A 12,822-nucleotide genomic window follows, 5' to 3' on the forward strand; every position below is an offset into this window, starting at 1 on the left:
ATCGTGGAGCCATACTATGAGCAAGAAGTCAATTCACGAGTACGTGCAGGCTATCCTGGAGCGCTATCGCCGTGCCGGTCGCAACACCAAAAAAGCCCTGCTCGATGAGTTTTGTCAGATTTGTGGTTTTCATCGGAAACATGCCATTCGACGGCTCAATCAAGCGCTTCGTTCACGCAGTGGTGTTCAAAGTCGGCGGCGTCACAACCATGTCGGGCGGCCCGCCAAATATAATCACCCTGAAGTGCTGGAGGTGTTGATGCGCATCTGGCGCGCGATGAATTTGCCGTGCGCCAAACGCCTGCACGCCGCTTTATCGCTCTGGGTGCCAGCTTATGTCCAACACTTCGGCATTCGGCTCTCCAAAGGCGTTTTAGCGCTTTTGACGAGCATTTCGCCGGCGACGATCGACCGACTCTTAGCACCGCAACGCCCAAAGTACCAGCGCTTGGGTTTGGCCACCACCAAACCGGGTTCACTGCTGAAGAAGCACATCCCCATCAAAACCAATCAATGGGATGAAACCCGGCCGGGATTCTTGGAGGCCGACACCGTGGCCCATTGCGGCTCCACCACGGCAGGAATGTTTGTTTTTACTGTGAATATCGTCGATATCGCCACCGGCTGGACCGAGCAACGCGCGGTCTGGGGTAAAGGCGAACGCGATGTGCTGGCGGCACTTCAAAGCATCGAAGCAACCTTGCCTTTTCCCATCCGAGGCTTTGATTGTGACAATGGCTCGGAGTTCTTAAATCATCACCTGCTCAAATATTTCACGCAGCGCAAAAATCCTGTGTCGCTGACCCGCTCTCGACCGTATCACAAAAACGATAATGCCCATATCGAAGAAAAAAACTGGACTCAGATCCGACAATACCTCGGTTATGCACGCTTTGATCAGCCCGAAATTACCGCGTTGCTGAATGATCTCTATTGCCACGAATGGCGTTTATTCTTAAACTTCTTCATCCCCTCGGTCAAACTCCTGGAGAAAACACGGAAAGGATCAAAAATCATCAAAAAACATGATGCTCCGAAAACCCCACTCGCGCGGGTACTCGGCGCAACCGAAATCAACAAAAAGACCAAAGGACGGCTCCAAGCACAATACCAACTCTCCAACCCGTTTCACTTACAAGAGCAGATGAAAACAAAGATCAAAAGCATTTTCACTGTCGTTCACCAAAAGACAACAGCAAAAGAACAATAAATCAAAATCACCCCAGTTCTCACAAATTTGGGTAACATTTAATTTTGAGGCAACGGGGGAAGGCGGTTCGTTGCAGACGGCGCAACGGATGAGTCTCGCAAGGTACCCGGGGCTGCGCCCCCACTTCGCAGGATCTCCGCGCCGCTCTCCGTTCTACACTCGCCTCACACCGGATAACAGGTGTCTACTCCCCGCCTTCCACGATTTTGATTTCTTCTTCGCTGAGGCCGTACAATTCATAAACAACTTGGTCGATTTGTTTGTCGGTGGCCTCGATTTGGCGCTGCAGGGCGGTTTTGTCGTGGCCGATTTTGACGGCGGCGAGTTGTTGGTGCAGGCCGAGCATGCGTTCGACCAACACGTCAAATGATCACAGAGTTTCGATCTCTTTGATCAGAGCAGGCAAATTTGGTTGCTCAAAACTCATCGCCGGCGCGGGAATACGATGATGCTTTATGTCAGGTGGAATATGCTTATGATGGGGATGCGTGCTTTGCAGCGTGGAATCGTTGGGGTGTGGCTGCGAATCATACCAATAGAGTTTGTGCTCGCCCTGCCAAACTTCATAACCGTACCAGTCGATAGCTATGGGAAGACGCTGATACACAACTCGTTCACGAATCACCAGTCGGATATCGTTATCGAAATGCAACTCTCCGGTCACGCGCGCAAGCGTTGAGCCCTGACGAATAAGGGTAACGTTTGAATTCCGCACGGCAGGGTAATTTTCGGCAAGCGTGTATAAAAAAAGCTCGTAATCTTCAAGTGTGCGAAACGGATCGTTCATGCTGCTGCCACCCGAATCAGCCCCGCCAAACTCGGCGCTTGTCGTTGCAGCCTTTGCACTTCGTTGCGATATTCGGCTTGGCGCGCCAGCCAGGTACGGTAAATGCTGGCCCACTCGCCAAAATCGAGAACCCAGGCTTCCTCCTCCGGCTCTTCGCCGCTTTGATACGCAGCGTAAAGCGTTTCCGAGCGAATGCCGTATTTGCGCTCGAATCGCAGCAGCTCCTCCTCCAGCGCATGAATATCGGCCAAGATTTCCTGCAAGCTCATGATGTGCCTCCATCATTTGGATGAAGCAAAATACGAATCTCACGGAGACAAGGCAAGCAATTGTTTATTCCCCGTCTTCGACGATTCTGTCTTCTTCTCTGAAATGCCTGGCATTGCTCCAGCATCAGCGCGCCCTACCGCCGGCAAACCGCTTGCTTTTGACTTCCCGGCGGACTACTTTTCTCGCCCGTTTGCCCTGTCAATTGAGAAGGCCGCGTGCGGTTGAAATGTGATCGCCCGGGAAAGGAATTGCCACCGTGTACAAGATCATGCTGCTGCTGTCCTTCCTGCGCCGCTCGCCGCGCTGCATCGAGCTGGCCCTGCAGATTGCCGCCGAGCGCAAAGCCGAGTTGGTGGTGCTGTTCGTGCTCGACGCGGAAATTCCCCGCATCGTCTCACGCAAGCTCACCGAAGAAGGCTGGATCGGCGGCAAGCCCTCCGAACAGTTTCTCGCTGCCCTGCATCAGGAATACCTCGAGCAAGCGCAAGAGAAAATTCGCGAAGTGGAAGACGCGGCCCAAGCCAAGGGCATTCGCGTGCGCTCCTTTATTCGCCGCGGCAACTGGGTGGAAGAAGCGCTGGCTTTGCTCGCCAGCGAAAAAATCGACCGGATCATCGTCACCCGCCGCAAACGCTCGCGCCTCTCGCGCTTTCTCTTCGGCTCGGCGGTGTCGGACTTAATGGCGCGCGCGCCCTGCCCGGTGGCAGTGATCGATGAAGAATGAGCCGCGGCCGGCCTCCGCGCCGGCCGGCCTCCCGTCTTGCCCCTGATGATTTGGTTCTCTGAACGGATCAGAACGGTACGGCCAATCATGTCAATGACTCCCGACATTCCTCGCACGCTCGACGGCATCTTCAAACCGCGCTCGGTGGCGGTGATCGGCGCCTCGCGGCGCCTCGACTCGATCGGGCGCGCTTTGTTCGACAAGCTCCTGCGCGCGGATTTCAACGGCCCGGTTTATCCCGTGCATCCGCGCGCGGAATACGTCGGCGGCGTGAAAGCTTATCCTTCCTTGCATGAAGTTCCGGGCCCGGTGGATTTGGCGGTGATCGTGGTGCCGCGGCCCGAAGTGTTGGCCGCGGCCCGGCACTGCGGCGAAAAGGGCGTGAAGGGCTTGATCGTGATCACCGCCGGTTTCAAGGAAATCGGGCCCGAAGGCGCAGCGCAGGAGCAGGAGTTGCTCACCATTGTGCGGCGTTACGGCATGCGCATGATCGGCCCCAACTGCATGGGCGTGATCTGCACCGATCCCGGCATTCGCCTGGACGCGACCTTTGCCGGAACCTATCCCGAGCGCGGCAACATTGCCTTTGCCTCGCAAAGCGGGGCGCTGGGCGTGACCATTCTCGACTACGCCGCCAGCCTGAATCTCGGCGTGTCGATGTTCGCCTCCATCGGCAACAAAGCCGACATCAGCGGCAATGATTTGCTGGAATATTGGCGGGACGACGATTCCATCAATGTCATCTTGATGTACCTGGAAAGCTTTGGCCGGCCGAGCAAGTTCGTGCAGCTCGCGCGCGAAGTGACGCGCACCAAGCCCATCGTCGTGGTGAAGGCGGGCCGCACGGAAAGCGGCGCGCGCGCGGTCAGCTCCCACACCGGCGCGATCACCGGCTCCGATGCCGCCTTTGACGCGCTGTTTGCGCAATGCTGCGTGTTGCGCGCCAATTCCATCGAAGAGATGTTCGACTTTGCCATGGGGCTGGCCAATCAGCCGCTGCCGGCGGGCAACCGCGTCGCCATCATCACCAACGCCGGCGGCCCGGCGATCATGGCCACCGATGCCTGCGAGAACCTCGGCTTGCGCCTCGCCAGCTTGAGCGCGGCCACCCAGGCCAGGCTGCGCGAGAAATTGCTGCCCGAAGCCAGCGTGCGCAATCCCGTTGATTTGTTGCCGGCGGCCGGCGAGCAGGATTTCACCTTTGCGCTCGAACAGGTATTGCGTGAGGAAGAAGTGGATGCCGCCCTCGTCATTTTTGTGCCGCCGCTGGTAACGGGTGTGTTCGAAGTCACGCGCGGCATTGCGCAGGTGGCGGGCAGCTTCAACAAGCCGGTGGTGGGCTGCCTGATGGGCATGCGCGGCGTGGCCACGGGATTCGCCGAGCTGAAGCGCAATCGCATTCCCGCGTTTCCGTTTCCGGAATCCGCGGTGCGCTGCCTGGCGGCCATGGCGCGCTACGCGAGCTGGCGCCGCAGTCCGGTCACGGTGGCGCCGCGTTTTCCGGTGAAGCAAGCCGCGGTGCAGGAAATTGTGCAGCAGGCGCGCCGTGAGCGGCGCGAGCATCTGCACGACAGCGAGGCGTTTCGCGTGCTGCAGGCCTATGGCATTCCGGCAGCGGGCGTGGCGCCCTGCCGCGATTGGGAGGCGGTGCAGCAGGCCGCTTTGCAGCTCGGCTACCCCGTGGTTTTGAAACTCTCCAGCAGCGAAGTGCTGCACAAAACCGAAGTGAAGGGCGTGCGCCTGAACTTGCGCACGCGCGACGAATTGGCCGCGGCGTTTCTCGACTTGCAGGCCCAGGTGAGCGCACTCGGCCTGGCCAAAGAGCAGACGCGGTTTTTGGTGCAGCGCATGTTGACCGGCGGCCGCGAGGTGCTGTTCGGCATTCATGCCGTGCCGAACTTCGGCGCGGTGCTGGCCTTTGGCCTGGGCGGCATCTATGTCGAAGCGTTGAAGGATATCATTCTGCGCGCGGTGCCGTTGAGTGTGGAAGATGCGCAGGCGATGGTGCAGGGCATTCGCGGCGCGGCGATTCTGCAGGGCGTGCGCGGCGAGGCGCCGGTGGCCTTCGCCCGGCTTTCCGAGGTTTTGCTGCGGCTGTCGCAACTCGCCGAGGATTTTCCCGAGCTTGCCGAAATGGATATCAACCCGTTTCTGGCATTCCCGGAGGCGGAAAAATGCGCGGCCGTCGATGTGCGAATGCGAATCAAGCTGGATTAGTACTACAACGTCGGGTCGAATTCTATTGCACCGACACATAGCCCCAAGGGGCGAAAGGTAGCAGCGCAGGGCAATGCCCTTGGAAAGAAAGCTGTAATCAGGAAAAATCACCATGCCCTTCGAGGCGCCATAGAACCACGTCAGGCATACCGCCCCTCAGGTCTAAATGTGACCAATCGTATCAGTTCCCCGGCCGCTGCCCGTGGGCGATGACATGCGACCCCGTCGGGGTCAAGCTGGCCTTCTATGACGATGAGAGTGTATACTTGACGTTGTAGTCAGTTCTTGAAACGAAATCGCGGCTTGAGAAATAAGAAAGTCTCTTCAGCGGATGGAAACAGCCAACTGATAAAGAGTTTTTTCATCTGCTGGATTGTTTTCAATCCGTTGACGATTTCCTTTGAGCCGTGGAGTGCGCTGAGAATTCGGCGCGTCTTTTCGGCAGGATCGATGGGCTTGAGTGGTTGAAGTCCAGATTCTGTTCGTCCTGATCATCCGGCAAAAAAAATCTCCCGGACTGGTGTTTGATGAGGGAAATGTTGAGTCCAGTTCATGCCTGAGCTTCCTGAAGTCGAAACCGTGCGGCGCGGTTTGCAGGCCGCGTTGATCAACAAGAAAATCACTGCGGTGAAGGTTCGCGAAACTCGGCTGCGCGTGCCGGTGTCACCCGGCCGCTTGCGCCGTTGGATCGCCGGTCAGCGGGTGGTGGAGGTCACGCGCCGCGCGAAATACCTCCTGTGCCGCATGCAGAATGAGGCGCACCTGATCATTCACCTCGGCATGAGCGGCCGCGTGTTGTGGTGTCCGGCCGCGCGCAGGCTGGACAAGCACGATCATCTGCGTTTCATTCTGGATGACGGCAAGGAACTGCGTTTTCGCGACCCGCGGCGTTTTGGTTTGGTGGAGGCGGTGGCTCCGGGCAAGCTCGCCGGCTGCGCGCATTTGCAGCATCTCGGCCTCGAGCCGCTCTCGCCGCAATTCCAGCCCGAGCTGCTGCATCAACAAACGCGCGGGCTGGCGCGGCCGATCAAAAACTATTTGATGGATGCGAACAAGATCGTGGGAGTCGGCAACATCTATGCGAATGAAGCCCTGTTTCGCGCCGGCATCCGGCCGCAGCGGCCCACCGGCAAGCTGAAGCTGGAAGACTGGCGCCGGCTGGCGGCGGCGGTGCGGGCAACCCTCGAACTTGCCATCGCCAACGGTGGCACAACGCTCAGTGATTTCTACAACAGCAATGGCGAGGTGGGCTACTTCCAGCAGCATTTGAAAGTGTACAGCCGCGCCGGCGAAGCCTGCCTGACTTGCGGCGCGACCATCAAGCGGATGGTGCACGTGGGACGCAGCTCGTTCTTCTGTCCGCGCTGCCAAGAGTGAAGGCGGGAGCCAATCGACCCGCAGGCACGGCGCGGCCGCGCCTGCGGGCGTGTGATTTCACTTCACGCGCTGAGCGCGCCGCCGAGAACCTTCCAGAATTCCGAATCCATCTCCCCTTCGTGGCGGCAATAGCGCGCAATGATCGAAGTCATCTTGCCGTGATTGCGAGTCGCCGGATCGAAGCGCAGCGCCTTGCGGTACACGTCGATCGCCCGCTCATCCTGGCGATCCAGCGCCGAATAGATGTTGGCCAGCGTGAGGTAGAGTTTGAAATCCTCGGGCCGGCGCTTGAGTTTGCGTTCGCAGACTTTTGCCGCCCGCGCATAGTCGCCCTGCCAGATGAACAGGCGCAGGCGAAACGTGCTGGAATAGGTGGCGCCGGTGAGGAGAATCACGACGGTCAACAGGGCGATCACCGTCTGATGCAACACATTGCGCGCCGGCAACAGGCTCAGATCATCCTGCGCCTCAATCTCCCTCTGGCGCAGAGGCTGCGCCGGAGCGACGGGCGCTGGCGCGGGGCCCGCAGGCGAAATCGCCGGCTGGGATTCCGTTGCTGAAGCGGCAGTGGATTGACGCCATGATGCCGCGGCAAGCAGCCCCGCATGTGCCGCCGCAACGGTCGCGCGCTCGCTGCCGTAACTTGCTGCGATTTCGTTCGTCAATGTGACCGGTTGAATTGCCACGGGCAGGCCGCCTGCATCCGGCCGCCTCGCGCTGAGGACTGCAGACTGCGGGGGCATTGTCACTGACGCTCCCGATTCCTGAGCGTCGGCGCTGCGCAGCATGAGGAGCAGGCCCAGGGCCGGCAGCCACGCTGCTTGCGGTAGAATTCTTCTCACGGTTTGTCCTTTCGTCCTGAAGTTGTTTGGCTGGCAATGAAAACGGCGCACCCGGTGTTTGAATGTGTGAGCGGCCTCGTGCAAAGCGAGGTGCCGGAGGTATGCAAGCGGCCCACGATGATTTTGGGGGAGTGGGGTCCTGGCAAGGTGATCGTTTGAGAGGTGCACATGCCGCGTGCAAGCGACAGCAGAAAAGATGCCACGAACAAGGTGCCGTGAAACCCTTTATTTTCGCATCTCAAATGCATGGCCGGCGGTGGCTGCAATCTCCGTGGAGGTAATTGAAATACAATTTTGCGAGGCGCCCCCGGTCGAACGATGCTGTAATTCCGGCACCGGTTCGCCAGTTCATTAGCACTACAACGTCAAGCATACACCCTCATCGTTACAGAAGGCCAGCTTGATCCCAACGGGGTCGCATGTAATAGCCCACGGGCGACGCCCTGGGAATCGATAAAATCTGTTGCGCATAGCCCTGCAGGGGCGGCATTCCTCTCTGGCGCCCCGCATGGGGCTTGGTGATATCTCATGATTACCGATCTCCCAGGGCGTTGCCCTTCGCTGCTACATTTCGCCCCCATTGGGGCTATTTGTCTGCGCACTAGAATTTGACTTAACGTTGTCGTATTTGCGCGCCAGAAATATCACAACACCGATGGTTCCAGAAGATCATATATTTCGTATTCATTCGATCATCCGCGGATTCAAAACGGAAAGGAAATGATGGCCGACAACGTCTCCGGCCCGCATCAGGGCCAGCCGGTGCGCACGCTGGGCGCGCCGCTCGCGCGCGCCCATGCCGCCATGATCATGCTGCATGGCCGCGGTGCCACTGCGGAAAGCATTCTCCTCCTGGCTGAGGAGTTTCAGCATCCGGATTTCGCCTATCTTGCCCCGCAAGCCGCGGCATACACTTGGTATCCCAATCGCTTTCTCGCGCCGCTGGCGAGCAACGAGCCCTGGCTTTCCTCGGCGCTGGCTGCGGTGGCTGACACCTTTGTGATGGTGGCTGCCGCCGGCATTCCCGCAACCCGCACGCTGCTGCTGGGTTTTTCGCAGGGCGCCTGTCTGGCATTGGAATACGCGGCGCGCCATGCCCGGCGTTATGGCGGCGTGGTGGGGCTGAGTGGCGGCCTGATCGGCGCTGACGATGACCCGCGCCACGATCACGGCGATTTTGCCGGCACGCCGATCTTCCTCGGTTGTGGCGAAATGGATTTTCACATTCCCCGCAGCCGCGTCGAAAAAAGTGAGAAAATTCTTACAGCGCTCGGCGCCGCGGTCACAATGCGCCTATATCCCAACATGGACCACACCGTAAACCAGGACGAGATCGGGTTGGTGCGGGCGATGATGCAGGCCCTTCTGCTGCCGGCTTGACCGCGAGCAGAGCCGGCATGCTCTCCCGCGCGATCCGCCCGCAGCGGTTGGTTTTCTCATCCGTTGGCGATTTTCTCAGAGGGGCTTCAGAATCGACGCTGTGAAAAGCCTGGCGCAGCGCCGACTGGTACAGCGTTTTTTTTGAATCGCATGCTCAATACTTCGACGCCAAGTTGAATTCTATAGCACAGACAAATAGCCCCAAGGGGCGCAATGCAAAAGCGAAGGGCAACGCCCTGGAAAATCGGTAATCATGAGATATCGCCAAGCCCCATGGGGCGCCATGGAACAAGGTCTGGAATGCCGCCCCTCGGGCTATGTGCGATTGATTTTATCGGTTCCCAGGGCGCTGCCCGTGGGCTATCACACGCGACCCCGTCGGGGCCAAGCTGGCCTTCTGGAGAAAACGTTTGGACTTAACGTTGTAGTATCAACCGCCGCCGTTACAGGACGGTCGTCAAAATGGAGACGGCATCATGAATCTCGATCACCCGCAGGGCAATGGGCAAGTCACCTTCGCCAGCCGGAGCGCGGCGAATGTGGAGGAGGCACCCGCCTTCCCATTCCAATCCTTTCTCAGTCTCAAACCGCTCATCGATCTGTGGCGCCAATACGCCGCTGACGCCAATCCGGTCAAGTCCGCCGCTGCCCGGCAAATGCTGGCGGAATTGTTGAAAGCGCCGGCGCTGATTCAGTCCGCGGTGGAATTGGAGGCGATTGCCAGGCACAAAGCGCTGGTGGAGCAGCTTTTCAGCATCGTCTTTCCGCATGCCTATTGGGAAACCATGCCCGCCGCGGCGGCCGTGCCCTTCGAGGCCAGGCCCTTTCACCTGACGCCGGCGATCAAGCTGCTCAACCTCTTCAGCGAAAACGGCGGCTTCAATCGCGGCTTGAACATCGAACCGGCGCCGCTGATGCTCGGCCGCATCCTCAACGCCTATTCCCACATTCTGCGGCGATTCTACGACGTCGAAACCCAGTTTGAGCATCCGCTGGTGTTCACCACGTCCGATCCTAAAACCGGCTTGGCGCGCTACTATCAGATCAACCTCGATCTGCGCTTCGTGGAAATCAAAAAAGTCGGCGAGCCGGCGCCGCTGTCGGCGGAGGAAATCCGCAAGCTGCTCGCCAATCCCACGGTGCTGGAGGCATGGTATGAATTGATTCCGCCGGCGTGCTTCGAGTTTCATGGCTTTGCGGTTTTTACCGCCAGCGACGTGACCGATCAGCAATTGTTGTCTTCGCTCAAGAATGACCTACTCGAAAAGAACGCGTTGGTGGAGCCGGCGCGTCTGCAGCGTGTCCAGGAAAAGCTGCGTGCGCTGCTGCGGCGTCCGGGTTTGCAACTCGGCCTGGCCGGGATTCCGGGGGCGCCCAGCATGTTGCGCGAACACGGCCGCAAGATCGGCGAGAGTTTCATTCTGCACGACGCTTGCCGGCAGCAGAGCGCCACCTTTGCCGGCTCGCTTTACGATCATGCCCTGCAGCACGATGAAATCGTGATCGTCGAGAATCTCGAGGCCTACCCGGCGGCGACCGGCGTCGAGCGCGCCCTCCGGCAGCAGGGGATCCGGAACATCTTCGTCGCCCCGCTGCAGTATGAAGACAAGCTCGTCGGCTTGTTCGAGCTGGGCTCTGCGCAGCCCGGCGACATCAATGCCATGAATGCCTTCAAGCTGCACGAGGTGTTTCCGCTTTTTGCCGTTGCCGTCAAGCGCAGTCTGGATGAGCTTAACGATCGCGTCGAAGCCGTCATCAAGGAGAACTGCACTGCCATTCATCCCGCGGTGGAGTGGCGCTTTCGCGCGGCGGCGCTCGAATATCTGCAAAACCGCCAGGCCGGTTTGCCGGAGGAAATGGAGCCGATCGTTTTCAATGAGGTGTATCCGCTCTATGGCCTCTCCGACGTGCGCGGCTCGACGCGCCGGCGCCAGGAGGCCATCCGCGCCGATTTGACCGAACAACTGCAGCTTGCGCGCCAGGCCATCGGCGCCGCGCGCGCCGAGCGGCCGTTGCCGTTTCTGGCGCAACTCGAGAATCGCCTGGATCAGCAATTGGAAAGAATCGCCCGCGGCATGAACTCGGGCGAGGAACTGAGCATGCTCGAGTTCCTCCGCCACGAGATCGAGCCCTGTTTCGAGCCGTTGCAGGAGTTCTCCGCGGCGGTGGGCGAACGCATCGCGGCGTATCGCGCGGCGCTCGATCCCGGCCTTGGCTTCGTCTATCGCCAGCGCCGGGATTTCGAAGGCAGCATCACCCAGCTCAATGAAATCATCTGCAGCTTCATCGAGGCCCAGCAGGAAAAGGCGCAAGCCATCTTTCCGCATTACTTCGAAAAATACAAAAGCGACGGCGTTGACCACGGCCTCTACCTGGGCGCGTCTTTGGTGGAGAAGGGCGGCTTCGATCCGCTCTATCTCAAGAACATCCGCCTGTGGCAGCTTCTGCTCATGTGCGGCGTGGCGCGCCTGGCCGAAGCCGAAAAGCCGAAGCTCAACGTGCCGCTGGAGATGGCCCATCTCATTCTGGTGCAAAACGCGCCGCTGGCCATCCGCTTTCGTTACGATGAAAAGAAGTTCGACGTGGACGGCGCCTACAACGTGCGTTATGCCATCATGAAGAAGCGCATCGACAAGGCCTTGATCCGGGGCACGCGCGAGCGGCTGACGCAACCGGGGCGGCTTGCGATCATCTACACCCAGCCGCGCGAAGCGGCCGAGTATCGCGAATACCTCGACTATCTGCATACCATCGGCGAAGTGACCGGCGCGGTGGAAGAGTCTGATTTGGAGGATCTCGAGGGCTTGCACGGCTTGCGCGCGCTGCGCGTGCAGGTGCGGTTGGCGCCGGCCCTGTCGCCTGCGCCGGCCGCAGAGCAACCCCAGCCCGCTGCCGAGGCACCGGCAGGCGAGGTGGAAATCGGCGCTTGACTTTACTGGGCGATCTTTCTACTTTTTCGGCGCCACGTTCTGTTGGCGCGCATGTTCTCCAATGGTTGGAAGCTGCCGGCGGTTACAGGCGCCTGCGTCAGGCGTTGGCAGCTTTTCGCCACTGGAGATTTTTTTTGCCCGGGCGTCGCGCCGGAAACCGGACCGCGGCAACCGGCGGGCCGGTTTACTTCAGCCGGGAAGGCCAAGCATGTCTGCGCAAAATCCACAAGCCAAGGTCACGATTCTCGATCTGCACGAGAAAAAAACGCGCGGCGAGAAAATCGTGATGCTGACCGCCTATGACTACACCTCGGCGCTGCTGGTCGATCAAGCGGGCGTGGAGGTCATTCTGGTGGGCGATTCGCTCGGTATGGTGATGTTGGGCTACGACAGCACCGTGGCCGTGACCATGACCGAGATGCTGCACCATTGCCGGGCGGTGGCACGCGGCGCGCGCCGCGCCTTCAAGATCGGCGACATGCCGTTCGGCTCCTATGAAGCCTCGCCGGCGGAAGCGGTGCGCAATGCCGCGCGCTTCCTGAAGGACGGCCTGATGGAGGCGGTCAAGCTCGAAGGCGGTCTGGAGATGGCGCCCGCGGTCAAAGCCATCGTGGCCGCCGGCATTCCGGTGATGGGGCACATCGGCCTGACGCCGCAATCGCTGTCCAAATTCGGCGGCTATCGCGTGCAGGGAAAAACCGCGGAAAGCGCCTTCGAGCTGCTGCAGGATGCGCTCATTCTGCAGGATGCCGGCTGTTTCGCCATCGTGCTCGAAGCGATTCCCGCCCCGCTGGCCGCGTTGATCACTGCGCGGCTGGAGATCCCGGCGATTGGCATCGGCGCGGGCGCGGACTGTGACGGCCAGGTGCTGGTCTATCACGATCTGCTCGGCTTGTTCGAAGGCTGGCAGCCGCGTTTCGTCAAACGCTACGCGCAAGCCGGCAACCTCATTCGCGCCGCGCTGCTGCGCTACCGCGAGGAGGTGAGCAACCGCAGCTTTCCCGGCGCCGAGCACACGTATCAAATGCCGCCGGCCGAGATGGCCAGGTTGGAGGAAATGATCAACAACGCGGAAGCGCAGTAGC

At 59.8% G+C, this 12,822-nt stretch carries 11 protein-coding genes; 7 read left to right on the forward strand and 4 right to left on the reverse strand.

What is annotated here, in order from left to right; translation table 11 throughout:
• The first annotated feature begins 16 nt into the window (after positions 1 to 16).
• Positions 17 to 1,210 carry an integrase gene (locus tag L6R21_15945; protein MCK6560685.1) on the forward strand — a complete coding sequence of 398 codons (1,194 nt, stop codon included), beginning with the start codon at positions 17 to 19 and terminating at the stop codon, positions 1,208 to 1,210.
• 184 nt (positions 1,211 to 1,394) lie between these two features.
• On the opposite strand, the gene L6R21_15950 is transcribed toward L6R21_15945, so the two are convergent.
• From L6R21_15950 to L6R21_15960, 3 genes are read right to left on the reverse strand one after another with little or no spacing between them, the layout of a single operon-like run.
• Positions 1,395 to 1,571: a hypothetical protein gene (locus L6R21_15950; GenBank protein ID MCK6560686.1), complete on the reverse strand. Its 177-nt coding sequence runs from the start codon at positions 1,569 to 1,571 to the stop codon at positions 1,395 to 1,397.
• Between the two features lie 9 nt (positions 1,572 to 1,580).
• Positions 1,581 to 1,997: a DUF6516 family protein gene (locus L6R21_15955; GenBank protein ID MCK6560687.1), complete on the reverse strand. Its 417-nt coding sequence runs from the start codon at positions 1,995 to 1,997 to the stop codon at positions 1,581 to 1,583.
• Complete coding sequence (locus L6R21_15960) at positions 1,994 to 2,266, reverse strand: hypothetical protein (protein MCK6560688.1); 273 nt, start codon at positions 2,264 to 2,266, stop codon at positions 1,994 to 1,996. The genes L6R21_15955 and L6R21_15960 overlap by 4 nt, the downstream gene beginning before the upstream one ends.
• Positions 2,267 to 2,523: 257 nt before the next feature.
• Between L6R21_15960 and L6R21_15965 the strand changes: the two genes are divergently transcribed.
• The 3 genes from L6R21_15965 to mutM all read left to right on the forward strand — a co-directional run bounded on the left by L6R21_15965 (position 2,524) and on the right by mutM (position 6,585).
• Positions 2,524 to 2,991 (forward strand): universal stress protein, encoded by a 468-nt coding sequence (locus L6R21_15965; protein ID MCK6560689.1) that lies wholly within the window; start codon positions 2,524 to 2,526, stop codon positions 2,989 to 2,991.
• An 87-nt stretch (positions 2,992 to 3,078) separates the two neighbouring features.
• On the forward strand, positions 3,079 to 5,208 hold the full coding sequence (locus L6R21_15970; protein ID MCK6560690.1) for an acetate--CoA ligase family protein: 2,130 nt from the start codon (positions 3,079 to 3,081) through the stop codon (positions 5,206 to 5,208).
• 552 nt (positions 5,209 to 5,760) lie between these two features.
• Positions 5,761 to 6,585: a bifunctional DNA-formamidopyrimidine glycosylase/DNA-(apurinic or apyrimidinic site) lyase gene (gene mutM / locus L6R21_15975; protein MCK6560691.1), complete on the forward strand. Its 825-nt coding sequence runs from the start codon at positions 5,761 to 5,763 to the stop codon at positions 6,583 to 6,585.
• Between the two features lie 62 nt (positions 6,586 to 6,647).
• Here mutM and L6R21_15980 read toward each other — a convergent pair whose 3' ends face one another.
• Positions 6,648 to 7,271 carry a hypothetical protein gene (locus L6R21_15980; GenBank protein MCK6560692.1) on the reverse strand — a complete coding sequence of 208 codons (624 nt, stop codon included), beginning with the start codon at positions 7,269 to 7,271 and terminating at the stop codon, positions 6,648 to 6,650.
• An 876-nt stretch (positions 7,272 to 8,147) separates the two neighbouring features.
• Between L6R21_15980 and L6R21_15985 the strand changes: the two genes are divergently transcribed.
• The 3 genes from L6R21_15985 (at position 8,148) to panB (ending at position 12,821) form a co-directional block, all read left to right on the forward strand.
• On the forward strand, positions 8,148 to 8,807 hold the full coding sequence (locus tag L6R21_15985) for an alpha/beta hydrolase (protein ID MCK6560693.1): 660 nt from the start codon (positions 8,148 to 8,150) through the stop codon (positions 8,805 to 8,807).
• A 476-nt stretch (positions 8,808 to 9,283) separates the two neighbouring features.
• Positions 9,284 to 11,737: a GAF domain-containing protein gene (locus tag L6R21_15990; GenBank protein ID MCK6560694.1), complete on the forward strand. Its 2,454-nt coding sequence runs from the start codon at positions 9,284 to 9,286 to the stop codon at positions 11,735 to 11,737.
• Positions 11,738 to 11,945: 208 nt separating this feature from the next.
• Entirely contained in the window at positions 11,946 to 12,821 is an 876-nt protein-coding gene (gene panB / locus L6R21_15995) for a 3-methyl-2-oxobutanoate hydroxymethyltransferase (GenBank protein MCK6560695.1), read from the forward strand.
• Position 12,822 lies beyond the last annotated feature (1 nt).

Source organism: bacterium (assembly GCA_023150945.1).
Lineage (GTDB): Bacteria > Zhuqueibacterota > Zhuqueibacteria > Zhuqueibacterales > Zhuqueibacteraceae > Coneutiohabitans.

Coding starts and splice junctions, on each gene's coding strand:
- L6R21_15955 (MCK6560687.1), bottom strand. CDS start 1,997: ATGAACGATCCGTTTCGCACACTTGAAGATTACGAGCTTTTTTTATAC.
- L6R21_15990 (MCK6560694.1), top strand. CDS start 9,284: ATGAATCTCGATCACCCGCAGGGCAATGGGCAAGTCACCTTCGCCAGC.
- L6R21_15985 (MCK6560693.1), top strand. CDS start 8,148: ATGATGGCCGACAACGTCTCCGGCCCGCATCAGGGCCAGCCGGTGCGC.
- mutM (MCK6560691.1), top strand. CDS start 5,761: ATGCCTGAGCTTCCTGAAGTCGAAACCGTGCGGCGCGGTTTGCAGGCC.
- L6R21_15970 (MCK6560690.1), top strand. CDS start 3,079: ATGTCAATGACTCCCGACATTCCTCGCACGCTCGACGGCATCTTCAAA.
- L6R21_15945 (MCK6560685.1), top strand. CDS start 17: ATGAGCAAGAAGTCAATTCACGAGTACGTGCAGGCTATCCTGGAGCGC.
- panB (MCK6560695.1), top strand. CDS start 11,946: ATGTCTGCGCAAAATCCACAAGCCAAGGTCACGATTCTCGATCTGCAC.
- L6R21_15960 (MCK6560688.1), bottom strand. CDS start 2,266: ATGAGCTTGCAGGAAATCTTGGCCGATATTCATGCGCTGGAGGAGGAG.